23 protein-coding genes are annotated in these 22,732 nt (G+C 67.2%); 10 read left to right on the top strand and 13 right to left on the bottom strand.

Annotation, left to right across the window (positions count from 1 at the left end; genetic code table 11):
- Positions 1–2: 2 nt before the first annotated feature.
- The 7 genes from AC5Y4F_RS17020 to AC5Y4F_RS16990 all read right to left on the bottom strand — a co-directional run bounded on the left by AC5Y4F_RS17020 (position 3) and on the right by AC5Y4F_RS16990 (position 7,695).
- A complete protein-coding gene (locus tag AC5Y4F_RS17020) occupies positions 3–689 on the bottom strand; it encodes a PAS and ANTAR domain-containing protein (protein ID WP_067934421.1) in 687 nt (228 codons plus the stop codon).
- A gap of 103 nt (positions 690–792) precedes the next feature.
- On the bottom strand, positions 793–1,908 hold the full coding sequence (locus AC5Y4F_RS17015; RefSeq protein ID WP_067934419.1) for an enolase C-terminal domain-like protein: 1,116 nt from the start codon (positions 1,906–1,908) through the stop codon (positions 793–795).
- Entirely contained in the window at positions 1,896–2,912 is a 1,017-nt protein-coding gene (locus tag AC5Y4F_RS17010) for an SDR family oxidoreductase (protein ID WP_499997674.1), read from the bottom strand. The genes AC5Y4F_RS17015 and AC5Y4F_RS17010 overlap by 13 nt, the downstream gene beginning before the upstream one ends.
- 30 nt (positions 2,913–2,942) lie before the next feature.
- The gene (locus AC5Y4F_RS17005) at positions 2,943–4,733 is read right to left on the bottom strand and encodes a glycoside hydrolase family 15 protein (protein WP_067934416.1); all 1,791 of its coding nucleotides are present in this window, start codon (positions 4,731–4,733) and stop codon (positions 2,943–2,945) included.
- Complete coding sequence (locus AC5Y4F_RS17000; RefSeq protein ID WP_067934414.1) at positions 4,726–6,423, bottom strand: GMC family oxidoreductase; 1,698 nt, start codon at positions 6,421–6,423, stop codon at positions 4,726–4,728. Before AC5Y4F_RS17000 ends, AC5Y4F_RS17005 begins: the two co-directional genes overlap by 8 nt.
- Positions 6,423–7,169: a gluconate 2-dehydrogenase subunit 3 family protein gene (locus AC5Y4F_RS16995; RefSeq protein ID WP_067934412.1), complete on the bottom strand. Its 747-nt coding sequence runs from the start codon at positions 7,167–7,169 to the stop codon at positions 6,423–6,425. The genes AC5Y4F_RS17000 and AC5Y4F_RS16995 overlap by 1 nt, the downstream gene beginning before the upstream one ends.
- Positions 7,170–7,188: 19 nt before the next feature.
- Complete coding sequence (locus AC5Y4F_RS16990; RefSeq protein WP_067934410.1) at positions 7,189–7,695, bottom strand: hypothetical protein; 507 nt, start codon at positions 7,693–7,695, stop codon at positions 7,189–7,191.
- A 443-nt stretch (positions 7,696–8,138) separates the two neighbouring features.
- Here AC5Y4F_RS16990 and AC5Y4F_RS16985 point away from each other — a divergent pair, with 443 nt between their 5' ends.
- The gene (locus tag AC5Y4F_RS16985) at positions 8,139–8,576 is read left to right on the top strand and encodes a nucleotidyl cyclase domain-containing protein (protein WP_499997673.1); all 438 of its coding nucleotides are present in this window, start codon (positions 8,139–8,141) and stop codon (positions 8,574–8,576) included.
- Positions 8,577–8,655: 79 nt separating this feature from the next.
- Here AC5Y4F_RS16985 and AC5Y4F_RS16980 read toward each other — a convergent pair whose 3' ends face one another.
- The gene (locus AC5Y4F_RS16980) at positions 8,656–8,964 is read right to left on the bottom strand and encodes an apurinic/apyrimidinic endonuclease family protein (protein WP_067934405.1); all 309 of its coding nucleotides are present in this window, start codon (positions 8,962–8,964) and stop codon (positions 8,656–8,658) included.
- Positions 8,965–9,667: 703 nt separating this feature from the next.
- On the opposite strand from AC5Y4F_RS16980, the gene AC5Y4F_RS16975 reads away from it, so the two are divergent.
- The 4 genes from AC5Y4F_RS16975 (at position 9,668) to AC5Y4F_RS16960 (ending at position 13,635) form a co-directional block, all read left to right on the top strand.
- Entirely contained in the window at positions 9,668–9,976 is a 309-nt protein-coding gene (locus AC5Y4F_RS16975; protein ID WP_067931302.1) for a hypothetical protein, read from the top strand.
- A 235-nt stretch (positions 9,977–10,211) separates the two neighbouring features.
- The gene (locus tag AC5Y4F_RS16970) at positions 10,212–10,358 is read left to right on the top strand and encodes a hypothetical protein (RefSeq protein ID WP_499997672.1); all 147 of its coding nucleotides are present in this window, start codon (positions 10,212–10,214) and stop codon (positions 10,356–10,358) included.
- Between the two features lie 80 nt (positions 10,359–10,438).
- Complete coding sequence (locus tag AC5Y4F_RS16965) at positions 10,439–13,423, top strand: acyl-CoA synthetase (protein WP_499997671.1); 2,985 nt, start codon at positions 10,439–10,441, stop codon at positions 13,421–13,423.
- A complete protein-coding gene (locus tag AC5Y4F_RS16960; RefSeq protein ID WP_067938477.1) occupies positions 13,420–13,635 on the top strand; it encodes a Trm112 family protein in 216 nt (71 codons plus the stop codon). The genes AC5Y4F_RS16965 and AC5Y4F_RS16960 overlap by 4 nt, the downstream gene beginning before the upstream one ends.
- Here the strand turns inward: AC5Y4F_RS16960 and AC5Y4F_RS16955 are convergent.
- The 4 genes from AC5Y4F_RS16955 to AC5Y4F_RS16940 all read right to left on the bottom strand — a co-directional run bounded on the left by AC5Y4F_RS16955 (position 13,601) and on the right by AC5Y4F_RS16940 (position 17,152).
- Positions 13,601–14,224: a TetR/AcrR family transcriptional regulator gene (locus tag AC5Y4F_RS16955; protein ID WP_499997670.1), complete on the bottom strand. Its 624-nt coding sequence runs from the start codon at positions 14,222–14,224 to the stop codon at positions 13,601–13,603. The genes AC5Y4F_RS16960 and AC5Y4F_RS16955 overlap by 35 nt on opposite strands.
- Positions 14,224–14,973, bottom strand: a complete 750-nt coding sequence (locus AC5Y4F_RS16950) for an ABC transporter permease (RefSeq protein WP_499997704.1) — start codon at positions 14,971–14,973, stop codon at positions 14,224–14,226. Before AC5Y4F_RS16950 ends, AC5Y4F_RS16955 begins: the two co-directional genes overlap by 1 nt.
- 2 nt (positions 14,974–14,975) lie before the next feature.
- Complete coding sequence (locus tag AC5Y4F_RS16945; RefSeq protein ID WP_499997669.1) at positions 14,976–15,740, bottom strand: ABC transporter ATP-binding protein; 765 nt, start codon at positions 15,738–15,740, stop codon at positions 14,976–14,978.
- Between the two features lie 134 nt (positions 15,741–15,874).
- Complete coding sequence (locus tag AC5Y4F_RS16940; RefSeq protein ID WP_067938481.1) at positions 15,875–17,152, bottom strand: ammonium transporter; 1,278 nt, start codon at positions 17,150–17,152, stop codon at positions 15,875–15,877.
- Positions 17,153–17,260: 108 nt separating this feature from the next.
- On the opposite strand from AC5Y4F_RS16940, the gene AC5Y4F_RS16935 reads away from it, so the two are divergent.
- The 5 genes from AC5Y4F_RS16935 to AC5Y4F_RS16915 all read left to right on the top strand — a co-directional run bounded on the left by AC5Y4F_RS16935 (position 17,261) and on the right by AC5Y4F_RS16915 (position 21,520).
- Positions 17,261–17,905: a DNA-3-methyladenine glycosylase gene (locus AC5Y4F_RS16935; protein WP_067938483.1), complete on the top strand. Its 645-nt coding sequence runs from the start codon at positions 17,261–17,263 to the stop codon at positions 17,903–17,905.
- A gap of 30 nt (positions 17,906–17,935) precedes the next feature.
- The gene (gene tyrS, locus AC5Y4F_RS16930; RefSeq protein ID WP_499997668.1) at positions 17,936–19,207 is read left to right on the top strand and encodes a tyrosine--tRNA ligase; all 1,272 of its coding nucleotides are present in this window, start codon (positions 17,936–17,938) and stop codon (positions 19,205–19,207) included.
- Positions 19,208–19,306: 99 nt separating this feature from the next.
- Positions 19,307–19,666 (top strand): DUF732 domain-containing protein, encoded by a 360-nt coding sequence (locus AC5Y4F_RS16925; RefSeq protein ID WP_499997667.1) that lies wholly within the window; start codon positions 19,307–19,309, stop codon positions 19,664–19,666.
- Positions 19,667–19,694: 28 nt separating this feature from the next.
- Positions 19,695–20,495, top strand: coding sequence for a tetratricopeptide repeat protein (locus tag AC5Y4F_RS16920; protein WP_231986447.1), 801 nt, complete (start codon positions 19,695–19,697; stop codon positions 20,493–20,495).
- Positions 20,495–21,520, top strand: a complete 1,026-nt coding sequence (locus AC5Y4F_RS16915; RefSeq protein WP_499997666.1) for an HAD-IIA family hydrolase — start codon at positions 20,495–20,497, stop codon at positions 21,518–21,520. Before AC5Y4F_RS16920 ends, AC5Y4F_RS16915 begins: the two co-directional genes overlap by 1 nt.
- A 248-nt stretch (positions 21,521–21,768) precedes the next feature.
- On the opposite strand, the gene AC5Y4F_RS16910 is transcribed toward AC5Y4F_RS16915, so the two are convergent.
- Positions 21,769–22,440 (bottom strand): methyltransferase domain-containing protein, encoded by a 672-nt coding sequence (locus AC5Y4F_RS16910; RefSeq protein ID WP_499997665.1) that lies wholly within the window; start codon positions 22,438–22,440, stop codon positions 21,769–21,771.
- Positions 22,441–22,732 lie beyond the last annotated feature (292 nt).

Raw genomic sequence — 22,732 nt, 5'->3', positions numbered from 1 at the left:
CGCTAACCCAGGGTCAGCAGTGCCTGGTCCACCTGGCTTTGCGTTTCCGCCGACGCCTTGCTGGTAACGGCGTCCAGGAAGCGGCTGGCGACGTCGCGCAACTTGAGGTTCGTCTCCTGGGAACGCCAGACCAGAATGTCGAACGCGCGCCCGGCCGAGATGCCGTAGGCGGTCATCAGCACGCCCTTGGCCTGCTCGATACGCGCCCGGGCCTCGGAGACCGCCGACAGGACGTTGGTGATATCGGAGTGCAACGAGTCGGTGACGTCGACGTAGAAGCCGGACGTGCCGGCCAGCGCACCACGGTCGTCGAGCATCCGATCGCCGGCGACGACGACGCAGCGGGTCCGGCCGGCGGTATCGATGATCCGATGCCGGCTGCTGAACGGCTTTCCCTTCGTCACGCGGTCCAGTACGGTGGCCACCCGCTCGCGATCCTCGGGATGTTTGTGTCGAAGCAGCAGTTCCGTGGTGGGCTCGACCTGTCCCGGCTTGTAGCCGTGCATCCGCGCCACCGCGTCCGACCATTGCCAGCGATGGCCCTCGAGGTAGAACCAGAACCTGCCGACGCGCTGCGGCTCACCGAGGCCCAGTACCAGGTCGACCGCGCTCAGGTCGTTGTGCTTCACGACGTCGGACACCAGCGCCTCGCGGCGCTCAATAGTTTCGTCGTTGGAGTTCACCGTCATCGCGTTTCCCCAATTCTCGTTGTGAAAACCTTGGCGTATCAATTCCCGTTTTTGCCCGTGTCCATACCTGCCCGCAATGGGGTGTCGAGGACCTGCTCGACCGTCAGGCCTTGCGGTAGCGCTCGGCGTCTTGGCGTTTGAACTCCAGGCCGAACCCCGGGCGATGCTGATCGGGTCGCAACGCGCCGCCCTCGGGCGACAGCGCGCCGTCGAAAAGCATCTGTTCGATGCGGTGGTGGTCGTGGAAGTACTCCAAGTGCCGCAAATTGGGGATGGTGGTGGCGACGTGGGCGTGCAGGTTGGGAGCGCAGTGCCCGGAAACGTCCACGTTGTAGGAGGCGGCCACGGCCGCGGCGCGCACCCAGTCGCTGATGCCCCCGCAGCGCGTGACATCGATCTGCAGGCAGTCGACCGCCTCGGCGGCGAGCATCCGATTGAAGTAGGCCAGGTCGTAGCCATACTCGCCGGCCGTCACGTCCGGGCTGACCTGGTCGCGCACCTCCCGCAGTCCGTCCAGATCGTCGGAAGACACGGGTTCCTCGAACCACGTGACACCGTGGTCGGTCATTGCGTGGGCAACCCGGATCGCCTGTTTGCGGCGGTAGCCACCGTTGGCGTCCACGTACAGTTCGACGTCGGGGCCGATCACCTTGCGCGCCAGCGCAATCCGATCCAGGTCACGGCTGACGTCGGAGCCCCACGATTCGCCGATCTTGATTTTGACGCGTGGGATCTTCCATTCGTCGACCCAGCGCTCGAGTTGGCCGCGCGTGGTGGACTCGTCATAGGTGGTGAAACCGCCGCTGCCATAGATCGGCACTTCGGGGTGCGCCATGCCCAGCAGCCGGCATACCGGTAGCTCCAGCAACTTGCCCTTGAGGTCCCACAACGCGGTGTCGACCGCCGAGATGGCACACGAGGCCAATCCCGGCCGGCCGTTGTTACGCATCGCCGTGACCATCGACCCCCACCGCGCCGGGATGTCAAGCGGATCATGTCCGGTGAGCGCTCCGGCGAGCTTGCCGCCGATCAGCTTGCCGCAGGCCCCGTCGGCGTAGGTGTAGCCGATTCCGCGTCGGCCGCCGGCCACAACCTCGGCCAGTACCAGGGTGGTCGACGACCAGGACAGGGTGCCGTCGGCTTCGGGTGCGTCGGTGGGGATTTCGTAAACCTGCGCGGTGACCTCGTCGATCCGCGCGTCGGGCGTCATCGCGCCCACCGGCGGCCCGCCCGCGCCGCGAGCCAGGCGCCCACCCCGGCGGCGCTCAGCGCGCCGGTGCCGCTGACGACCGGGTGCTGGGACGCCCACAGTTGCGGGCTGTGCGCATGCGACTTGTCGTCGAACTGGCCATGCGCGCCGTGGTCGCTGCCCGGCTCCTGGTCCAGCGGCTGCCACAGGTTGTTGGGCCGGTCGGGGTCGACCCGCTCCTCGGTCTGTTGGGAGTCGTATCCGGTGCGGCCCAGGTAGCGGTCCAGCAGCGGCGCCACGAACTTCTGCCCCAGCAGCGTCACCATGGTGGAATCGCCGACCCAATATTGTTTGCGCCCTGGATGATCGGCGGCATACAGCACGCCCCGCGCCGCCACCTCGGGCTGGTAGATCGGCGGCACCGGCTGGGGATGGCGGGGGAGCCGAGACAGCACCCAGGCGAATTGCGGGGTATTCACCGCGGGCATCTGGACGACGGTGATCCGCACCTTCGAGCCCTCATGAAACAGCTCGCAGCGCACCGATTCGGTGAACCCGTTGACGGCGTGTTTGGCGCCGCAGTAGGCCGACTGCAATGGAATCGATCGCTGGCTTAGTGCCGAACCGACCTGCACGATGGTGCCGCGGTTGCGGGGGCGCATCTTGGCCAGCGCCGCCATGGTGCCGTGCACGTACCCGAGGTAGGACACCTCGGTCACGCGCTTGAACTCCTCGGCGCTGATCTCGCTGAACGGCGCGAACACCGACGTGAACGCGACGTTGACCCAGACGTCGATGGGGCCGAAGGCGGCTTCGGCCTGGTCGGCGGCCGCGACGACGGCCGAGTGATCGGCCACATCGGTCGGAATGGCCAGCGCCTTGCCGCCACCGGATTCCACATCACGAGCGGCGCCGTCGAGCCCCGCCGCGCCGCGGGCGAGCAGGACGACGTTGGCGCCGCGCTGTCCGAACTCCCTCGCGGTGGCGCGGCCGATGCCCGCGCTCGCTCCGGTGATCACCACGGTCTGTGTCATCGCAGAACTGCCTTTCGCTCGGTCCAGTAATCACTCATGGTGGGCCTCGTCGTCTTCGAGGGTTGCCGTGCATTCGAGCATCAGCGCGTGCGCGAACGCTTGCGGCAGGTTGCCGCGGAGCTGGCGCTGCCGCACGTCGTATTCCTCGCAGAACAGCCCGGGTGGGCCGCATGCGGCGCGGTTGCGTTCGAACCAGCGCATCGCACAATCGCCGTGGCCCAGTTGATCTTCGGCCAGCGCCATCATGAAACCGCAGAGCAGGAAGGCGCCTTCGGCGTCGCCGAGGTCGCGCTCGTCGTGGCGGAAGCGGTAGACGAACCCGTCGTCGGTGAGTTCCCGGCGGACGGCGTCCAGGGTGGCGCGGGTGCGGGGGTCGTCGGCGGGCACCGCACCGCGCACGGGTGGCAACAGCAATGATGCGTCGACGCCCGTGAGCCGGGGACTGCGCTGCCAATAGCCATGCGGGTGCAGGCTGCTCGACGCCGTGTCGGCCAGGATCGCATCGGCCAGTGAAGCGCACGCGGCCACCTCGGGACCGGCGCCGGCCAGTTTCGCGATGGCACGCAGCCCGGCGACGCACGCCAGGCGGGACTGCGTCCAGTGCTCGTTGTCGGTTTCCCAGACCCCGGCATCCGGTTCGCGCCACCGCTTTTCGATGGCCCCGATTGCCGTCTGCGCGGCGCGCCAACCCTCGGCGTCGAGCCGGTCGGCGGCGCCCGCCTTGGCCAGCAGTTGCAGCGCCTCACCGAAGACATCGAGCTGGAATTGCCGGTTGACCCAGTTGCCGACCTTGTCGGTGCCGCCGGGGTAGCCGGGAAGGTCGAGCGTTTCTTCACTGGGCACCGCGCCGCCGGTGACGGTGTAGGCGGGTTTGAGGTCCGGGCCGTCGTCGAGCAGCCGGGCGCCGACGAATTCGACCGCCCGGTCCAGCAATTCGGTAGTTCCGACCGCGGCGGCCGCCATGCCGGCGTACACCTGGTCCCGGATCCAGGCGTACCGGTAGTCGTAGTTCTGATTGGTGTGCGCACGTTCGGGCAGGCTCATGGTGGCCGCGGCCACCATGCCGCCGCCGCTGCTGGTCAGCCCCCGCAGCACCGCATAGGAGTGGCGACCGTCGCGGGGAGCGATGGTGCAATCCAGCCGCGGCACGCTGCGGTGCCAGGCGGCCGCGGTGGCGTCCCAGGCCATGTCGGGGTCGGGAGGCTGGTCGGGAAGTGCGTGTTCGGAAAGCTCGAGCACCAGGTCGTGTTGGCGACCCTCCTCGAGGGCGATCTCGCAAACGAGCAACTCGCTGTTGTCGTGCGCGGCTTTGATGGTGCGCACGTCGCAGCCGGCCAGCCAACGCCAGCGCAACCGGCCCGACCGGCCGTTCCACACCCCGCCTTCGGAGGTCGGCTGGCCGAGGCCGTGCCGGCCGAAGCCCGCTGCCGGCGCCAGCAGCACTCGCACGCGGGCCGTGCCGCGGCACACCATGAGGCGCCGCAATAGCACCACCCGATCGGCCTCGCCCGGAAACGCCAGCGCCTCACGGCATTCCACGGTGGAGTCGCGAGTCGTCCAGCGGTTGCGCCAGATCAGCGTGCCCGGCTCGTAGTAACCGCCCCAGACATGACGGACGTCGATCGGGGTGATCGCGTAAACGCCACCGCCGCCAATGAGGTTGGAGAAGACGCCGTCGGAGTCCCAGTGCGGCGCGCACATCCACGCCAGGTCGCCCTGCGGCCCGATCAGCGCGCCGCGCTCGCCGTCGGCGAGCAACGCGTACTCCCGCAGCACCCGTGGTGCGAAAACCGTCTCGACGTCGATCGTTCGGTCAGCCACCGGCTTTCGCCTCCGACCTCCGTCCCGCGGTGGAATCGATCTTCCCACCGGCCAGCCGTTCGGCCAGCCGCGAGGCCAGCGCCATGATCGTCAGCGCCGGGTTCGCCGAGCCCTGGGTGGGACACACGGAGCCGTCGGCGAGGAACAGGTTCGGCACGCCCCACACCCGTTGATCGGAGTCGACGACCGAATTCTGCGGGTTGGTGCCCATGCGGGCGCCACCGATCAGGTGGGCGAAGCGCTCGATGGTGAGCACGTCCTGGGCGTCGGCGGCACGCAGGATGTCGCCGATCACCTTGGTGGAGTACGCCATGTTGGCCTTGTCGTTGTCGCACAGCGTGTAGTCGAATCGGGCTACCGGAATGCCGTACGGATCTTCCTCGTCGGCCAGCGTCACGCGATTGTCGGGCAGCGGCAACAGCTCGTTGAGCACGCCGACGGTCGCCCAATGGTTGTAGTCGCGCATGTACTCCCGCAAGGCGCGACCCCAGTGCCCGTCTGCCAGGACGTGTTCGGCCCAGCCGATCGGCATCGGCGACACGGTCTGGATGGCGAAGCCGCGGGCGAATCCACGCGAGGTATCGGTCTCGTAGAACTGTTCGGAGGTCACTTCCGGGGGAGGCGCCTTATACATCCGGACCTCCTCGGACCACCGGCCTGCGGACTGGGTGGCGCCCTGCACCATCACGTAGCGTCCGACCTGATCGTCGTTGTTGCCCAGCCCGTTCGGGAACCGGTCGCTGGACGAGTTCAACAGCAAACGCGGCGTCTCGATCGAGTAGCCGGCAATGGCAACGACTTTGGCGCGTTGCAGGCGCTCTTTGCCGCCGATCTCGTCGTAGTAGACCACGCCCCGGGCCGCGCCGCTCTCATCGAGCTCGACGCGTGAGGCCATGCAGTTGGCGCGGATCTCCACGGCATGGGCCAGAGCGTCGGGCAGGTGCGTGACGTACGGGCTGGCCTTGGCGTTGACCTTGCAGCCCTGCAGGCAGTAGCCGCGGTAGATGCAGTGCGGACGGTTGCCGAACGTGCCGTTGACGATGCCGACGGGACCGACCCGCATCTCGATGCCCAGCTTGAGGGCTCCCCCCCAGATCTTGGCGGCCGCGCCCGAGATAGGGTGCGGTGCAAAGGGATAGCGATGCGGATCGCCCCAGGGCCAGTTCTGGCCGGCGACCGGCAGCTCGAGCTCCACCTGCTCGTAGTGGCGGCGAATATCCTCGTAGCGGATGGGCCAGTCCGCCCCTACCCCGTCCCGGGTGTAGGTCTCGAAGTCGCTGGGGTGAAACCGCGGGGTGTACCCCGCGTAGTGCACCATGGAGCCGCCGACTCCGCGCCCGGAGTTGTTCTTGCCCAACTCGATTGGGTCGTCGCCGCCGATGATGCGTTTCTGTGTCCAATACAGCGCGTGCGAACCGGCCTCGTCGGACACCCAATCCTCGTCGGGGTGCCAGAACGGGCCGGCCTCGAGGATCACGACCCGCCAACCCTGGCGTGCCAGCCGCTGCGCCAGGACGGAGCCGCCTGCCCCGGCGCCGACGACAACCAGGTCGACCTCGTCGTCGTCGTCGTAGCGGCGCATGGTTTTCTCGCCGGGCAGGTCGCGCGAGTGCACGTCGAGCAGGAATCGCGAATCGTTGTCCTTCGGTTCGACCGCTCCCTTGAACAGGCCCCGCAAGAAGTCGCCCATCACAGCTCCCCGTTGTTCACGATTTCCACCGGATCCTCGTCGGTGGCGCCGGGGGTCTCGTACGGTTCGCGCGCGGCGGCCGGTCCGGTTGCACCACCGAGGCGCATGAACCCGCGCGGGTAGGCCGGCCCCCCGAATCCGATCTCGTTCCACGCCCAGGGGTGAGAGTAGAAGCCGGACAACGTCGCTCGCATGCACACCGACCACGCGCGCTTGACGTTCAGGCTCTCCCACGCCCCGCCCTGCAGATCCCCCTGCGAAAACCTATCGATGATCGCTTCGCGGGTGGCGGGATCGGCGTCCGCGAACGAGGACTTGCCGTAGTTGGTCGATGCCGTCTCGTCGAGCCCGCGCAATACCAGTCGCCAGGTGTCCCGGTCGTCGGGCATGTCGGCGTACTGATAGCCGTCAAGGCGCCCGTCGGCGAGCTTGGAGTCGACGGATTCGGCCGCCGGCACGCGCGGCTCGACGTCCTGCGCCAGCACCGTGTCGCAGAACGCGCGCAGGCACGGCTCTTCATCCGGGGTGAAAAACCGCAGCGGGCCCGGAGGTTCGAGCCTGGCCAGCACCACCTTCCTGGTGGCCTCGTCCCACTTGTCGGCGGTTTCCAGCACGTCGTAATCGGGGTAGCGCCCGATCATTTGCGGTGTGGTGCCGCGGCGTTGCTTGGGCAGCCAGGACGGGTGCGGTGGCTTGCCGTCGGGGCGCAGGTTGGGCAGGTGGTCGGGGCGTGAGGTGTTGGCCATCTGAGGAGTCCCTGCGCTCCTAGTCCCGGAACCGTTCGCGGCGCAGGATCGACGCCAGTAACCCCATTCCGCCGACCATGCACATCAGGCCCGGCGCTGCGATGGGCGGCCCCATCGGCACGTTGTAGGAGGCGTTCTTCCATCCGCCCGGCTTGCGGGCGACCCCGCGCGCGTGTAGGTATTCGCCCATCAGCCCGTTGGCCGTGTAGATGCCCGCGGTGATGGGGAGCCAGAGTTTGGCCCACCGCCGCGAGAACACCCCACCGATTCCGGCGACGACCACCGGCGGGGTCACCACGATCGGGCTCCACATCCACTTGTTGCCGAAGCTGGCTTTGTAGTGCTCGAAGTAGATTTCGGCCGTCGTGACGAGTGCCGCCACGGCGGTGAGCCCAGAGAGCGACCGCTCGAAACGGCCGTGCGCGACGTCGTACAAAGCTCGCCCGGCCAGGTGCTGGACCTCGCCGAGTCCGTCGCCGCCGGCGGTGCGGTCTTTTAGCCGTCCGCCATTGCCCAGCAACAACATTTATCTCCCTTTCTCGCGCGCTTGCCCGCGCCGGCGGTTACCGGCTGGCTGTGATGTCGTCGACGAAGGCGTCCTTCGGCACGCCGGTGACACCGTTGCCCGGTGTCCCACTGGATGCGCCGGCGACTTGAGGGGATGGCTCGTGGAGTGAATCCGTCGCTGTCGTGCCCATAGGCCGCCTCGCCTCCGCGTTGGAAGAACACGATCTGGCAGGCTTCGGTCCCGACACTGTCTGTGCAGTGACGGTCGCCAAAGCCGTCCAGAAAACTGGAAAGCGCCCAGCTGTGTCTTTCAACCGAGGTGGTCTCGACGACGCGTCGCGACCGAAGCGCACGGCCTGTGTACCCGGCGTCATGTTGAGCAAACGGGTTTGCAGCCGGTTCTCAGCCACCTTTCAGGAGCGCCGGTTACGGGTTTTTCGACGGTTGAGCCGGATTAGCGGGGTGCTGAAGTCGGTAGCATGGGATTACCGTCGGCTGGCCGACCTGCCGAGGCGGCTGTTATCGGCGATTTATGTTGCACTGGAATCTATTTCGCGCAATCGCTGGAGCGTGCGACGGGCGGCGCGCGTCGAAATGGAAGGCGTGAAACGGTCCAGCGTCGGGATCGTCGGCGAGGGCGAGATCCGCGACTTCACCGCGATCGGTGACGTCGTGAACACCGCGTCGCGCCTCCAAAGCGTTGCGGCCGCCGGCGAAGTCGTCATGCCAAAGGCCACCGCGCATGGCTGCCGTCGACGGGGCGAGGTCGTCATGCTCGACCTCAAGGGCAAAGCCGAACCCGTGACGGCACGCCGGATCACCGTCGCGAGCTGGCCGCTTCTTCATCCGCGGCCGGGCCGGGCGGGCCATCCCGCGGGGGCAGTCGGGCGAAAGACTTAATCAAGGGCTCACAGCGCGTGGGCTATGACGGCGATCGGGCCACCCCCTTGAAGGTGGCCCGATCGATCGTTGCGCCGCACTAGACGTCGATCGTCTGGCTGACGTAGTTCTCCCAGGTGGCGATCTGGCCTGCATCAATCAGCAGCCCCTGGTAATCCGGGTCGGAACTGAGGCTCTGCTGGACCCGGCCGTAGGCGGCCCAGTCCTCGGCGGTCGTCAGGAAGCCGACGGCGTTGGTTCCCTGACCCCCGACCATGGTGACGAGCACAGTGACGTTCTCCGCGCCATGCTTGCGGGCAAGTTCGCTCGCGCGCTTCAGCTGCTTTTGAACGTCGTCCCAGGCCACGCCGGGATTCGGATGGACGATAGTGGTTGCGAGGATTGTCATCGTGGGCACCTTTCACTAGAGGGGACCCAGACAGCCTCTGGCGTGGCAAACTGCGAGCCTAGAGTAGCCGGCTACTTCAATCTTCCGCAGATCTCCGAGCGCCCGTTGCGGGCGAGCAGGTTTGCGCGGCGGACGCCGCACCCGACAACTTGGGCAGAGCGTGAATCGCCAGGGGGTGGGGTTGATTACGCGCCCCACCGGGGTTTAACCGGCCGCATTTGGGGAATGGTCATTGGTTAGCCCGAACGGGCGGTAGCTGCGAATGCTAGTGATTCACGAGCTGCCAAGCCCGTCCCACCGGATGGGTTGTTAAGCCACCAGCAAACCCTGAATAAAACCAGAATATACTATTGACCAGGGAAGTCTATTGAAATGTTGTCTAACGGAGCTCGTGACTCAGCGAACAAATTCATACAAAAGCAAAGATTAATGAATTCGGACTGGAATCCGAATCATAAATACATTCAACAATGCCCTGAATGCGAAGGCATACACGAAACACAAAGGCAGAACGACGAATATTGCATTCGATGCAAAGACAATAAAATGACCGCCTAGACGGCCTCGGAGGCCCGGGGCGGGCGAGCAGGCCCTGACGCGGCAACTAGTTTGCTAGCCAATGGACTTTGGCACTAGCGCGCGGCGGCATTCGGGTGTTTGCTTACCTTGTGGCTAACCGCCACGAGGTACAGGAGGCACCATCATGACCATCGTCACGTACGTAGTTATCCACCCAAACCCGGGCGTCCAGTGGGACGAGGTGCAGAAGCAACTCAAGAAGACAACAGACCTCGCTCGCAAGCACGGCGCCGAGAACGTCACCGTGCTGGCGACCATGATCGGGGGCCCGGCGACCAACGCCATCGGCCTGCTTTCCACAGCCGAGGATTGGACGCGGTACGGCCAGGTCCAGGAGGCGCTCTTCGGCGACCCCGAGATGCAGGCCGCCATGGTAGAGGCTGGCCAGATCGCCACCTGGGAGACATACGTCAGCCAGACCATCGACGTGTAACGCGCCACGTCGGAAGTAATCAAAACCCCTCAGGCGGTATTTGCTGTCGGTGCCCCGCCGGTTGGCTAGGTAGTGCCTGTCGATACCTGTCTAGCCATGCAGACCGGACCGGCAGCGCCCGACTGGCATGATGCCGCCGCGCTGTCCTCACTGGTTCAGGGCTGGTTCTCACCTACTGCCGAGCTGCGGCCGCGAGCCTGAGGTCGTCGATCAATGGCGTGGGTGCATCGGAACCATGAGGGTAGTTGCGCTGGTCGCGGTCACCGGAGTTCTCGCCCCCGCCGTTCCGGTGCGGGCTGCGCCGCAAGCCGCCGCCGACGCCGCTGCACTGGAGGGCGCGGGACCGGGGTCGACCATCGATCTGAACGGGTGCAGCGGTTGACGCCCATTTAGCGAACCACTGCCGTTCTAGCTGGCCCGATGTGCCATGATGTCCAAGCTGTCAAGACTCAGGGAGCAGCGGTGGATCTCAATTTTTCGATGGTCACGCGACCGGTCGAGCGGCTGATCGCTACAGCCCAGAACGGGCTGGAAGTCTTGCGACTGGGGGGCTTGGAAACCGGCACTGTCCCGTCGCCTTCGCAGATCGTCGAGAGCGTGCCGATGTACAAGCTTCGGCGGTATTTCCCGCCGGACAGCCGGGGTGGTCAGTCGAATGTCGGGCCGCCGGTGCTGATGGTGCACCCGATGATGATGTCCGCGGACATGTGGGACGTCACGCGCGACGAAGGCGCGGTGGGAATCCTGCACGCCCACGGGCTTGACCCCTGGGTCATCGACTTCGGAGAACCCGACAAGGTCGAGGGCGGCATGCGTCGCACCCTGGCCGACCACATCGTCGCGCTCAGTCAGGCCATCGACACGGTCAGGGACACCACCGGCAGCGACGTTCATCTGGTCGGCTATTCGCAGGGCGGGATGTGGTGCTACCAGGTCGCCGCCTACCGGCGTTCTAAAAGCGTGGCCAGCATCGTCACCTTCGGTTCACCCGTGGACACCCTGGCCGCGCTGCCCATGGGTATCCCGCCGAACTTCGCCGCCCCCGCTGCCAACTTCATGGCCGATCACGTCTTCAGCCGGCTGGCCATCCCGAGTTGGATGGCGCGAACCGGCTTCCAGATGCTGGATCCACTCAAGACCGCCAAGGCGCGCGTCGACTTCGTGCGCCAGCTGCACGACCGGGAGGCGCTGCTCCCGCGCGAGCAGCAGCGCCGGTTTCTCGAGCGCGAAGGTTGGATCGCCTGGTCGGGTCCGGCGATCTCCGAACTGCTCAAGCAGTTCATCGCGCACAACCGGATGATGACCGGCGGGTTCGCCGTCAACGGCCAAATGGTCACCCTGACCGACATCACCTGCCCGGTGCTGGCCTTCGTCGGCGAAGTCGATGACATCGGGCAGCCGGCATCGGTGCGGGGTATCCGGCGGGCCGCACCGGACGCCGAAGTGTACGAATCTACCATCCGCACAGGTCATTTCGGCTTGGTCGTGGGATCCAAAGCGGCGCAACAGAGTTGGCCCACCGTGGCCGAATGGGTGAAGTGGCTGTCCATCGGAGGCGACAAACCGGACAGCATCGACCTCATGGCCGATCAGCCCGAGGAGCACACCGACAGCGGCGTCGCCCTGAGCTCGCGGCTCGCGCACGGAGTCGGCGAAGTCTCCGAGGCGGCGCTTGGGCTGGTCCGCGGCGCGGCCAACACCGTCGTCACCGCCAACAAGTCGGTGCGCACCCTGGCCGTCGAGACGGCCCGCACCCTTCCGCGACTGGTCCGCCTGGGCCAGATCAACGACCACACCCGGATTTCGTTGGGCCGCATCATCGAGGAACAGGCCCACGATGCGCCCCAGGGCGAATTTCTGTTGTTCGACGGCCGCGTGCACACCTACGACGCGGTGAACCGGCGCGTCAACAACGTCGTTCGCGGCCTGATCGAGGTCGGGGTTCGGCAGGGGGACCGCGTAGGCGTCCTGATGGAGACCCGGCCCAGCGCCCTGGTTGCCATCGCCGCGTTGTCCCGGCTCGGTGCCATCGCGGTGGTGATGCGGCCTGACGCCGATCTATCCGCCTCGGTTCGGCTCGGGGGAGTGACTGAGTTGCTCACCGACCCCACCAACCTCGACGCGGTGCGAGGGTCCGACCGTCATGGGCTGCGGCAGGTGCTGGTCCTCGGCGGTGGCGAGTCGCGGGATCTGCATCTGCCCGACGACTCCGACGTCATCGACATGGAGCAGATCGACCCGGATGCCGTCGAGCTGCCCGGGTGGTACCGGCCCAACCCGGGGCTGGCCCGGGATCTGGCGTTCATCGCGTTCAGCGCGGCGGGCGGCGAGCTGGTGGCCAGGCAGATCACCAACTACCGCTGGGCGGTGTCGGCCTTCGGTACCGCCTCGACGGCCGCCCTGGACCGCCGCGACACCGTCTACTGCCTGACGCCGCTGCACCACGAGTCGGCGCTGCTGGTCAGCCTCGGCGGCGCCGTGGTCGGCGGCACCCGCATCGCGTTATCGCGCGGACTGGACCGGGACCGATTCGTCCAGGAGGTGCGCCAGTACGGCGTCACCGTGGTGTCCTACACCTGGGCCATGCTCCGCGAGATCGTCGACGATCCCGCGTTCGTGCTGCACGGCAATCATCCGGTGCGGCTGTTTATCGGTTCCGGCATGCCGACCGGCCTATGGGGGCGTGTCGTCGAGGCGTTCGCGCCCGCCCACGTCGTCGAGTTCTTCGCCACCACCGACGGGCAGGCGGTGCTGGCCAACGTGTCCGGCGCCAAGATCGGCAGCAAGGGCCGCCCGCTGCCGGGCGCCGGTCGAATCGAGTTGGGCGCCTACGACGTCGAGCACGACCTGATTTCGGAGAACGAGCGCGGCTTCGTGCAGGTCGCCGAACCCAACCAGGTCGGCGTTCTGCTCGCCGCCTCCAACGGCCCGATCGATCCGAGCGCCTCGGTCAAGCGCGGAGTCTTTGCCGCCGGCGACACGTGGATCGCGACCGAGTACCTGTTCTACCGCGACGACGACGGTGACTTCTGGCTGGCGGGCCGGCGCGGCTCGGTGGTGCGCACTGCGCGTGGCATGGTGTTCGCCGAACCGGTCACCGACGCGCTGGGTTGCATCAACGGCGTCGACCTCGCGGTGACCTACAACGTGCCGGTGGGCGACCACGAGGTGGCGATGTCGGCGGTGACGTTGTTGCCGGGGGCCTCCATCACCGCGGCCGACCTGACCGAGGCCTTCGCCAAGCTTCCGATCGGCCTGGGACCCGACATCGTGTGCGTCGTGCCGGAGATGAACCTGAGCGCGACGTTCCGGCCCACCGTCAGTGCTCTACGGGCGGCCGGGATCCCGAAAGCCGGCCGTCAAGTCTGGTACTTCGACGCCGACGCCAACCAGTACCGCCGCCTGACCAGCGCCGCCCGTTCCGAGCTGATTGGAGCGCACACATGATCGACGATGGACTGCTGAGCATCTTGGTGTGCCCCGACGACCGGGGCCCACTGGTGCTGGTCGGGTCAGAACTGCTCTACAACCCGCGGTTGCGACGGGCGTATCGCATCGAGGACGGCATCCCGGTACTGCTCATCGACGAGGCCCGCGACGTCGGCGACGATGAGCATGCCCGGCTCATGGAACAAGGCCGTCCGGCAGATCCCCGGTGAGGTAGCGCTGCAGGTTCGGCGCGACGGTCTGCGCGATCTGCTCTGGCGCCAGCGATTTGAATGGCTCCAGCTGCAGGATGTAGCGCGCCATCACCACCCCCACCAGTTGTGACGCGACGAACTGGATGCGGGTGGTACCGCTTCCCGGTGGGTTGTTCACGCGCGGGCCGATTTCCACGGCTATCACGTCCTCGATGAACGCCCGGAACAAGTTGACCTCTTCGCCGGCCAGGATCGATCGCAGCGCGGCGATGAACGCCGTACCGACCTCGGAATCCCACAGCGGCAGCAATTTTGACGGGATGCGGTAGCCGAGTTCGGAGACGGGCACCTCGCGCAGCGGGCCGATGATGGACATCGGGTCGACCGGGATGTGCACGGCCGCGGCGAAAAGCTTCTCCTTGGTGCCGAAGTAGTGATGAACCAACGCAGAATCCACCCCGGCCGCCGCGGCCACGGCGCGGATCGAGGTATTGCGAATTCCGTTGCATGCAAACAACTCCCGCGCACTGTCGAGGATGCGATCGCGGGTGTCGGAGTTGCCGGCCGGCCGGCCCCGCCGCCGGCCCCCCGCGCTTGCGATCGCCACTAGGGCGTCCGCCGTCGCAGCGTCGCCGCAGCCAGGCACAACGCCGCCAGGGCGAAGCCCAGCACGACGACGATGTCGCGCACGGCGATGAACGTCAGTTCCGGGTGCGCACCCACCTGCTGCAAGGCCTCCAGCGCATAGCTGGCCGGCAGCACGTTGCTGATCCATTGCAGCCAGTGTGGCATCAGAGCGCGCGGCACGATGATGCCGGCCAACAACAGCTGCGGCACCATCACCAACGGAATGAATTGCACGGCCTGAAACTCGGTGCGGGCGAACGCACTACACAGCAGGCCCAGACCGACGCCCAGCACGGCATTGACGATAGCGATGACGAACACCCACGCCGGGCTGCCGGCCGTGTCGAAACCCAACAGCCAGAACGACACGATGCACGCCAAAATCGCCTGCGCCGCAGCGGCGACGGAGAAGGCGGTGCCATAGGCGATCAGCAGATCCAGGCGGCGCAGCGGCGTGGTCAGAATGCGCTCGAGGGTCCCGGAGGCCCGCTCGCGCTGCATGGTGATCGCCGTGATGATGAACATCACGAACAGTGGGAACAGGCCCAGCAGAATCAGGCAGGCGTTGTTGAATGGGGTCGGCCCACCGGGGCGGTGGGGGGCGTTCTCGAACATGAAGTACATCAGGCTGATCACCAGGACCGGCACCAACAGGATCATCGCGACGCTGCGGTGATCGGCGACCAACTGGCGCAGGATCCGCGCGGTGGTCGCGGTGTAGCCGCGCAGGTTCAGCCCGCTTCGCGCATGGTGGTGCGCTTGATGATGGACAGAAACGCGTCCTCCAGTGACGTGCATCCGGTGTCCTCTCGCAGTTGGGTCGGGGTGGTGTGGGCGACCAACCGGCCGTCGCGCATCAGCAGCAGGTCGCCGCAGCGGTCGGCTTCGTCCATCACGTGGCTGGAGACCAGCAGCGTGGTCCCGGTGCGGGCCAGTTCAGCGAACTGTTCCCAAAGGTCCGCGCGCAGCACCGGATCCAGGCCCACGGTGGGCTCGTCGAGCACCAGCAGGTCGGGCTGGCAGACCAGCGCGCACGCCAGCGACACCCGGGTGCGCTGACCGCCGGAGAGGTTGCCGCACAACACGGTCCGGTGATCGGTCAACCCGACACGGTCGATGGCGGCATCCGCCGCCTGGCCGTCGAACCCGTAGAGCGCCGCGAAATAGCGAACGTTGTCGACGACCCGCAGGTCGTTATAGATGGTCGGGTCTTGTGGCAGGTAACCGATCCGGTGGCGCAGTTCGGCGCTGCCGGCCTGGACGCCGAGCACGGTGACGGTGCCCTTGGCAATGATCTGCGTGCCCACGATGCAGCGGATGAGGGTGGTCTTGCCGCAGCCGGACGGACCCAGCAGGCCGGTGATGCTGCCCCTGGCGATTTCGACGGAGAAGTCGTGCAGAGCTGGGCGTTTGCCGCGGATGACGCGCAGGTGCTCGATGTGCACCGCCGGCTCGCCGGGCCAGGCAATTAATTCATCATGCGATGAACTCATCATGCGATGAATAATTGCCCGGTCGCGCGGGGTTGTCAAGACCGCAATGAGAGGTGACTTTCGAATGCGCTAGCGGCTAGCGCATTGCGGAATCGCCGTGTGGCCAGGAGACGGCACGGGCCGGCAGCGCCGGTGTACTAGTTGAAGCGTTCGCCGGTGGCAGGGCGGCGCTGCGGCAGATGGCCGTGCACGCCCTCGGCGTACGCGGTTTCGGCGTGCTGCGTGAGGTCGACACCGGTGGTCTCGTCTTCGGCGCTGACCCGGAAGCCCATCAACCGGTCGATGACCTTCGCCAACACGAACGTCATGGTGAACGCGTAGAGCGCGACGACCCCGATTGCCAGCGCCTGCTTGCCCAACTGGCCGAAGCCGCCCCCGTAGAACAGGCCCTGGGGGCCCGCGGTCATGACCGCCGTCGCGAACAGACCGATCAACGACACCCCGACCACACCGCCGACGAAGTGCACGCCGACCACGTCGAGCGAATCGTCATAGTTGAAGCGCAATTTCGCGCCCACCGCGAACGCGCATACGACGCCCGCCGCCAGCCCGACGACCAGCGCGCCCAGCGTATTGACCGTCCCGCAGGACGGGGTGATGGCGACCAGGCCGGCGACCACACCCGATGCCGCACCGAAAGTGGTGGGCCGGCCGTCGCGGATCTGTTCGACCGAGAGCCAGCCGAGCATGCCCAGGCACCCGGCGACCAGCGTGTTGAGGAAGATGGCCGCGGCGGTTCCGTTGGCGGCCAAGGCGGAACCGGCGTTGAAGCCGAACCAGCCGAACCACAGCAGCCCGACACCCACGAACAGCAACGGCAGATTGTGCGGGCGCATCGCGTCCTTCTTGAACCCGATTCGCGGGCCGAGCACCAGTGCCAGCGCCAATGCGGAAGACCCGGAGACGATCTCGACGACGAGCCCGCCCGCGTAGTCGAGGACGCCCAGCTTGGCCAGCCAGCCGCCGGGCCCCCAGACCCAGTGCGCCACAATGGAATACACGGCGATTGCCCACACCGGGACAAAGACCATCCACGCGGCGAACTTGGCTCGGTCGGCGATCGCGCCGCTGACGAGGGCGGCCGTGATGATCGCGAACGTCAACTCGAATGTGGCAAAGAGCAGCTCCGGAACCGTGCCGCGGGCGGTGTCCGGGGTGATGCCGAGCATGCCGAAATGCCTGAGGTTGCCGACGAGTCCGCCCGCCCCGTCCTCGGAGAACGCGATGGTGTAGCCGACCAGCAGCCACGCCACCGTCACCAGCGGGATGGAGATGAAGCTCATCATCATCATGTTGAGCACACCGGTGGTGCGGACCATGCCACCGTAGAAGATCGCCAGGCCGGGGGTCATCAGCAAAACCAATGCCGTGCTGGCCAGCAGCCACGCGGTGGCGGCGGGATCGATCGCATGCATGGGGTGGGCTCCTTCTCCCGGCCCTGGGGTCACGGGACACCGGGATACTGCCATGTCCGGCCTGCCGGTAAGTTCGTTGGGTTCAGAAAAGAGGATTCAGGATCTGATGTGGCCAAGGCTCGAGGACGATTTCGCGACGGCACGGCCGCGGCCCAGCTGTTGGCCGACCCCGTCGAGGCCGCGCGCCGGCTCTTAGGCGCGACCCTCACCGCGCGGGGTGTGACCGCGGTAGTCGTCGAGGTCGAGGCGTACGGGGGAGTCCCCGACGGTCCCTGGCCCGACGCCGCGGCACACTCGTACAAGGGCCTGCGCGCCCGCAACTTCGTGATGTTCGGCCCACCTGGGCGGCTCTACACCTACCGCAGCCATGGCATCCATGTCTGCGCCAACGTCTCCTGCGGACCCGACGGCACCGCCGCCGCGGTCTTGCTGCGCGCCGCGGCCATCGAGGACGGCGTCGACGTCGCGCGGGCCCGCCGCGGTGAGTTGGTGCACACCGCCGCCCTGGCGCGGGGCCCGGGCAACTTATGCTCGGCCATGGGAATCGCCATGGACGACAACGGTATTGACCTCTTCGCGCGCAACAGTCCGGTGACCCTCGAGCTACACGAACCGCTGACTGCGACGTCCGGCCCGCGGGTGGGTGTCAGTCAGGCCGCCGATCGGCCGTGGCGGTTGTGGCTTGCCGGCCGTCCGGAGGTTTCGGCGTATCGCCGCAGCCCACGCGCGCCGGCCCCGGGCGCCAGCGACTAGCCGAACCGATCTTTGGAAGGATCTTGGATCATGGGCGACATGATCATCGACGAGTTGGGTTGGCGCGGCCTGATCGCGCAGTCGACCGACCTCGATGCGCTGACCGCCGAGGCGCGGCGCGGGCCGATGACGGTGTACGCCGGCTTCGACCCCACGGCGCCCAGCCTGCACGCCGGGCACTTGGTGCCCCTGCTGGCGTTGCGCCGGTTCCAACGCGCCGGCCATCGTCCGATCGTGCTCGCCGGCGGCGCCACCGGCATGATCGGCGACCCGCGCGACGTCGGCGAGCGGGCCCTCAACGAGGCTGACACCGTCGCCGAGTGGACCGAGCGGATCGGCGGGCAGCTGCGACGCTTCGTCGACTTCGACGAGTCACCGACGGGCGCCGTCGTCGTCAACAACCTGGACTGGACCAGCCCCATGACGGCGATCGAGTTCCTGCGCGACGTCGGCAAGCACTTTTCGGTCAACGTCATGCTGGACCGCGACACCGTCCGGCGGCGTCTGGAGGGCGATGGCATCTCCTACACCGAGTTCAGCTACATGCTGTTGCAGGCCAACGACTACGTCGAATTGCACCGGCGCTACGGGTGCACTCTGCAGATCGGCGGGTCCGATCAGTGGGGCAACATCATCGCCGGCGTCCGGTTGGTGCGCCAGCAGTTGAGCGCCTCCGTCCATGCGCTGACGGTGCCGCTGGTGACCGCCGCCGACGGCACCAAGTTCGGCAAGTCCACCGGGGGCGGCAGCCTATGGCTGGACCCGGCGCTGACCACGCCCTACGCCTGGTACCAGTACTTCTTCAACACCGCCGACGCCGACGTGATCCGGTACCTGCGTTGGTTCACCTTCTTGACGGCCGATGAGCTCGGCGAGCTGGAACAGGCGACTGCCGAGCGCCCCCAGCAGCGGGTCGCCCAGCGGCGGCTGGCGCGCGAACTGACCGCGCTGGTGCACGGCGAGGCGGCCACGGACGCCGTCGAGCACGCCAGCCGGGCGCTGTTCGGACAGGGCGAACTGGACCGCTTGGACGAGGGCACGCTGTCGGCGGCGCTGCGCGAGACCTCGGTCGCCGAGCTCAAACCCGGTGGCCCTGACGGGATCGTCGACCTCTTGGTCGCCAGCGGCCTGTCCGAGAGCAGGAAGGCCGCGCGGCGCACCATCGGTGAGGGCGGCATCTCGGTCAACAACGTGCGCATCGACAGCGACGAATGGGCGCCGCAACCGTCGGACTTCCTGCACGGCAAATGGCTGGTGCTGCGGCGCGGCAAACGCACCGTCGCCGGGGTCGAAAAGGTCTAGCGGGACGGGGGCCGGACGGCCGCCGCAAAACGCGGTGTGTGCACAGATCTTTACCTCACCGTGTCGTTGACGTGACCCGCACCGACCACTGTTGTCACGGTGCTTTTCGCGAGGCGTGTGCGGTTGACCGTCCTGCCGATTCTGGGGATCACAGGTCTGGTGGCGATGGCCGCGGCGCTGTCGGCGCCGATCCGCGCCGACATGGTGGGCAACGCCTTCCTGTCCGCGCTGACCAATGCCGGGATTTCCTACAGCCAGCCGACCGGCACCACGGCGCTGGGGCAGTCGGTGTGCCCGATGCTGGTCGAACCCGGCGGGTCGTTCGACGAGGTGACCTCCAAGATGGCCGAGGGCAACGGAATGTCGTACGAGATGGCGGGCAGGTTCACCATCGTCGCGATCGCGACCTACTGTCCGGCGGTGTTCGCGCCGCTACTGGGTAGCCGGCCGCGAAGCTAGGCGCCGGGCTGCCCGTATTCTCGGCTGCGTGGTCGACGACAGGCAACGGCACGGCGGCGAACGGCGAGGCCGGCCGGCATCCAGCGGCTGGTCAGGTCCGGGCCGTGCGCGGCCGGTTCAGCCGCAAGGCACCGCGCGCCGGGAGGCTCAGGTCGATCGCGCGCCACAGGACGGGCCGCCGATACCGCCCGGTGTGGAAGCCAAGCAGCTGTCACCCGAGATCCGCCGCGAGCTCACCACGCTGGACCGCGCCACGGCCGATGCCGTGGCGCGCCACCTGGTGGCTGCGGGCGAGCTGCTCGATGAAGACCCGGAGGCCGCCTTGCGCCACGCCAGGGCGGCGCGCGCCCGGTCCAGCCGGATCGCCACCATTCGGGAAGCGGTGGGCATCGCCGCCTACCACTGCGGCGACTGGGCACAGGCGCTCGCCGAGTTACGCGCGGCGCGCCGGATGGGCAGCAAGTCCTCCCTGCTGGCGTTGATCGCCGATTGCGAACGCGGACTTGGCCGTCCGGAGCGGGCGATCGAACTCGCGCGCGGCCCCGAGGCCGCCGAGCTCAGCGGTGACGACGCCGACGAGTTGCGGATCGTCGCCGCCGGGGCGCGCACGGATCTCGGCCAACTCGAGCAGGCGCTCACCGTCTTGTCCACGCCACAACTGGACCCGGCCCGCAGCGGTACGACGGCCGCGCGGCTGTTCTACGCATACGCCGACACCCTGCTGGCGCTCGGCCGTGACGACGAGGCGCTGCAATGGTTCCTGCACTCGGCGGCCGCCGACGTCGACGGCGTCACCGACGCCGAGGATCGCGTCAGTGAACTCGGCTGATGACGGAGCCGAATCACGCTAAAACCCTTGCGCAGCAATATGATTGCCTGCTGATCGATCTGGACGGCACGATGTTTCGCGGCCGTCGGCCCACCGAGGGCGCGGTGCAGGCGTTGGCCGAGGTGCGCAGCCGCGCGTACTTCGTCACCAACAACGCCTCGCGCAGCGCCGACGAGGTCGCCGCGCACCTGACAGAGCTGGGCTTCACCGCGATCGCCGACGACGTCGCCACCAGCGCGCAAAGCGCGGCGCGGCTGCTCGCCGACCAGTTGCCGCCCAGCTCACCGGTGCTGATCGTGGGCACCGAGTCGCTGGCCGACGAGATCACAGCCGTCGGACTGCGGCCCGTGCGCAGCTACGACGACGGCCCGGCCGCCGTCGTGCAGGGTCTGTCCCAGACCATCGGGTGGCCGGATCTGGCCGAGGCGGCGCTGGCCATCCGGGCCGGCGCGGTGTGGGTCGCGTCCAACGTCGACCTGACGCTGCCCACCGAACGCGGGTTGTTGCCCGGCAACGGATCGTTCGTGGCCGCGCTTCGGGCGGCCACCGGCGGCGAGCCTCAGGTCGCGGGCAAGCCGGCGCCGGCACTGCTGCGGGATGCCGCGGCTCGCGGCGACTTTCGCGCCCCACTGGTGGTCGGGGACCGACTCGACACCGACATCGAGGGCGCCAACGCCGCCGAGCTGCCCAGCCTCATGGTGCTCACCGGGGTCAATTCCGCGCGGGACGCGGTCTACGCCAAACCCGCCCAGCGCCCCACCTATATCGGCCACGACCTGCGCTCGCTGCACACCGACGGCGAGCAGCTTGCGGTCGGGCCGCAGCCCGGTTGGCGCGTCGACGTCGCGGACACGGCGATCAGCGTCAGTGCCGACGGGGCGGACGACGGGGACGGCCTGTCGATCGTTCGCGCGGTTGCCGCCGCGGTGTACGCCCGCTCCGGCTCCGGCGAGGTGCGCATCGAGGCCGCCGACGACACCGCCCGCACCGCGCTGCAACGCTGGTCTTTGGTACACACCGAGTGACGGGGGAGGGGGTTCGGAGTCGATGATACCGAGGTCAGTCCGCTACTCGCACAGCATCTTTACCGCCTGTGGCGCGCCGATGCGAAATACCGGAACACTACCTCTTCCGCTCTTTTTCGCGCGTCTGAAAGTAGGAGCGCCAGTGCGGAACGGATCAGCGCAAGAAATCCTCGGGAGGGGATGAACCGGCGCGCGCCATACAATGCAGCGCAAGCTTCGTCGGCCCGGAGGTCCGAGCTCAATTTGCATCACTTCTGCGCAAATGCCCACACGGAGACCGGAAAATACCGGTTGTTGTGCAGGGAATGCCACCAGCGCCGGTACCGAGCCCAGCGGAAAAAGTTGGCGCGAACACAAGCGCTATTACCCCAGGAACCGGTTTCGATCCGGTCCAAGTCGAAGCCGCACTCGGCCAGAAAGTACCGGATGCCGGTTTCCGTCCATCGCGAACAATCAACCGGAACTTCGTGGATTCGGATCAGAAACGGCGTGGTCATCAAGAAGTAGCCGCCGGGGCGAAGCATTTGATACACATTCTTTCCCGCCCGGTAAGGCCACAACAGGTGCTCAAACACCTGCTCTGCCAAGATCAGATCGAACTGCTCATCCAGTGTCGACGCGCAGATGTCGAACTCTGGATAGCCAACCGAGCGGTACGTCTTGAACTGCTCGATGCGGCCCCAATAATCCCCGGAAATCTCCAGCGCGCTGAGTTGGTCGGGCCCAACACTCCGCACCAATTTCCGCGTCTCGTAGTCCATCACTCTGCGCACCCAATAGACCGACGGGTCCGGCAAGAACAGGCGACGATATAGGCGTGGCAACAGCCCATTACCGGGCTTTGACGCGACGGAGGCTGGTGCCGCCAAGCGCTGGCCGTGGCCGGCGCCGTGAACGTCGTCCTCGCCTACCTCATCCATGGTGCAGTCTCCTCGTCGTAGGGGCGAAGCACCGAATACTACTCATGACGTGCCGTCGCGCGTGGCGGATCGCCAAGCCCCCAATCGCACCGGCTCATCCTCCAGGCTGTCGAACGTTTCGGCTGCCTTTTCGTGCCAGAACAGACCGCGCCTCGGCTGTCGCGTGCAGTCTGCACACGGCGCGTCGGTGCGGTCCGGATGGGCGTCGCAACGGCGAGGCGGCTCTTCGTACGGATGCTCCGGATCGAAGACCTTTCCCATCGGTGGGCGGCGATGGTCACGCCGCGCGGGT

The organism is Mycobacterium sp. NGS56, assembly GCF_059812425.1.
This window is presented reverse-complemented; position numbering and strand designations above follow the sequence as displayed.

What these genes read in the sequence shown, in the direction of transcription:
- AC5Y4F_RS17020 (WP_067934421.1), bottom strand. Translation starts at nt 689, where the DNA reads ATGACGGTGAACTCCAACGACGAAACTATTGAGCGCCGCGAGGCGCTG.
- AC5Y4F_RS17010 (WP_499997674.1), bottom strand. Translation starts at nt 2,912, where the DNA reads ATGACACAGACCGTGGTGATCACCGGAGCGAGCGCGGGCATCGGCCGC.
- AC5Y4F_RS17000 (WP_067934414.1), bottom strand. Translation starts at nt 6,423, where the DNA reads ATGGGCGACTTCTTGCGGGGCCTGTTCAAGGGAGCGGTCGAACCGAAG.
- AC5Y4F_RS16995 (WP_067934412.1), bottom strand. Translation starts at nt 7,169, where the DNA reads ATGGCCAACACCTCACGCCCCGACCACCTGCCCAACCTGCGCCCCGAC.
- AC5Y4F_RS16990 (WP_067934410.1), bottom strand. Translation starts at nt 7,695, where the DNA reads ATGTTGTTGCTGGGCAATGGCGGACGGCTAAAAGACCGCACCGCCGGC.
- AC5Y4F_RS16980 (WP_067934405.1), bottom strand. Translation starts at nt 8,964, where the DNA reads ATGACAATCCTCGCAACCACTATCGTCCATCCGAATCCCGGCGTGGCC.
- AC5Y4F_RS16975 (WP_067931302.1), top strand. Translation starts at nt 9,668, where the DNA reads ATGACCATCGTCACGTACGTAGTTATCCACCCAAACCCGGGCGTCCAG.
- AC5Y4F_RS16970 (WP_499997672.1), top strand. Translation starts at nt 10,212, where the DNA reads ATGAGGGTAGTTGCGCTGGTCGCGGTCACCGGAGTTCTCGCCCCCGCC.
- AC5Y4F_RS16960 (WP_067938477.1), top strand. Translation starts at nt 13,420, where the DNA reads ATGATCGACGATGGACTGCTGAGCATCTTGGTGTGCCCCGACGACCGG.
- AC5Y4F_RS16945 (WP_499997669.1), bottom strand. Translation starts at nt 15,740, where the DNA reads ATGATGAGTTCATCGCATGATGAATTAATTGCCTGGCCCGGCGAGCCG.
- AC5Y4F_RS16940 (WP_067938481.1), bottom strand. Translation starts at nt 17,152, where the DNA reads ATGCATGCGATCGATCCCGCCGCCACCGCGTGGCTGCTGGCCAGCACG.
- tyrS (WP_499997668.1), top strand. Translation starts at nt 17,936, where the DNA reads ATGGGCGACATGATCATCGACGAGTTGGGTTGGCGCGGCCTGATCGCG.
- AC5Y4F_RS16915 (WP_499997666.1), top strand. Translation starts at nt 20,495, where the DNA reads ATGACGGAGCCGAATCACGCTAAAACCCTTGCGCAGCAATATGATTGC.
- AC5Y4F_RS16910 (WP_499997665.1), bottom strand. Translation starts at nt 22,440, where the DNA reads ATGGATGAGGTAGGCGAGGACGACGTTCACGGCGCCGGCCACGGCCAG.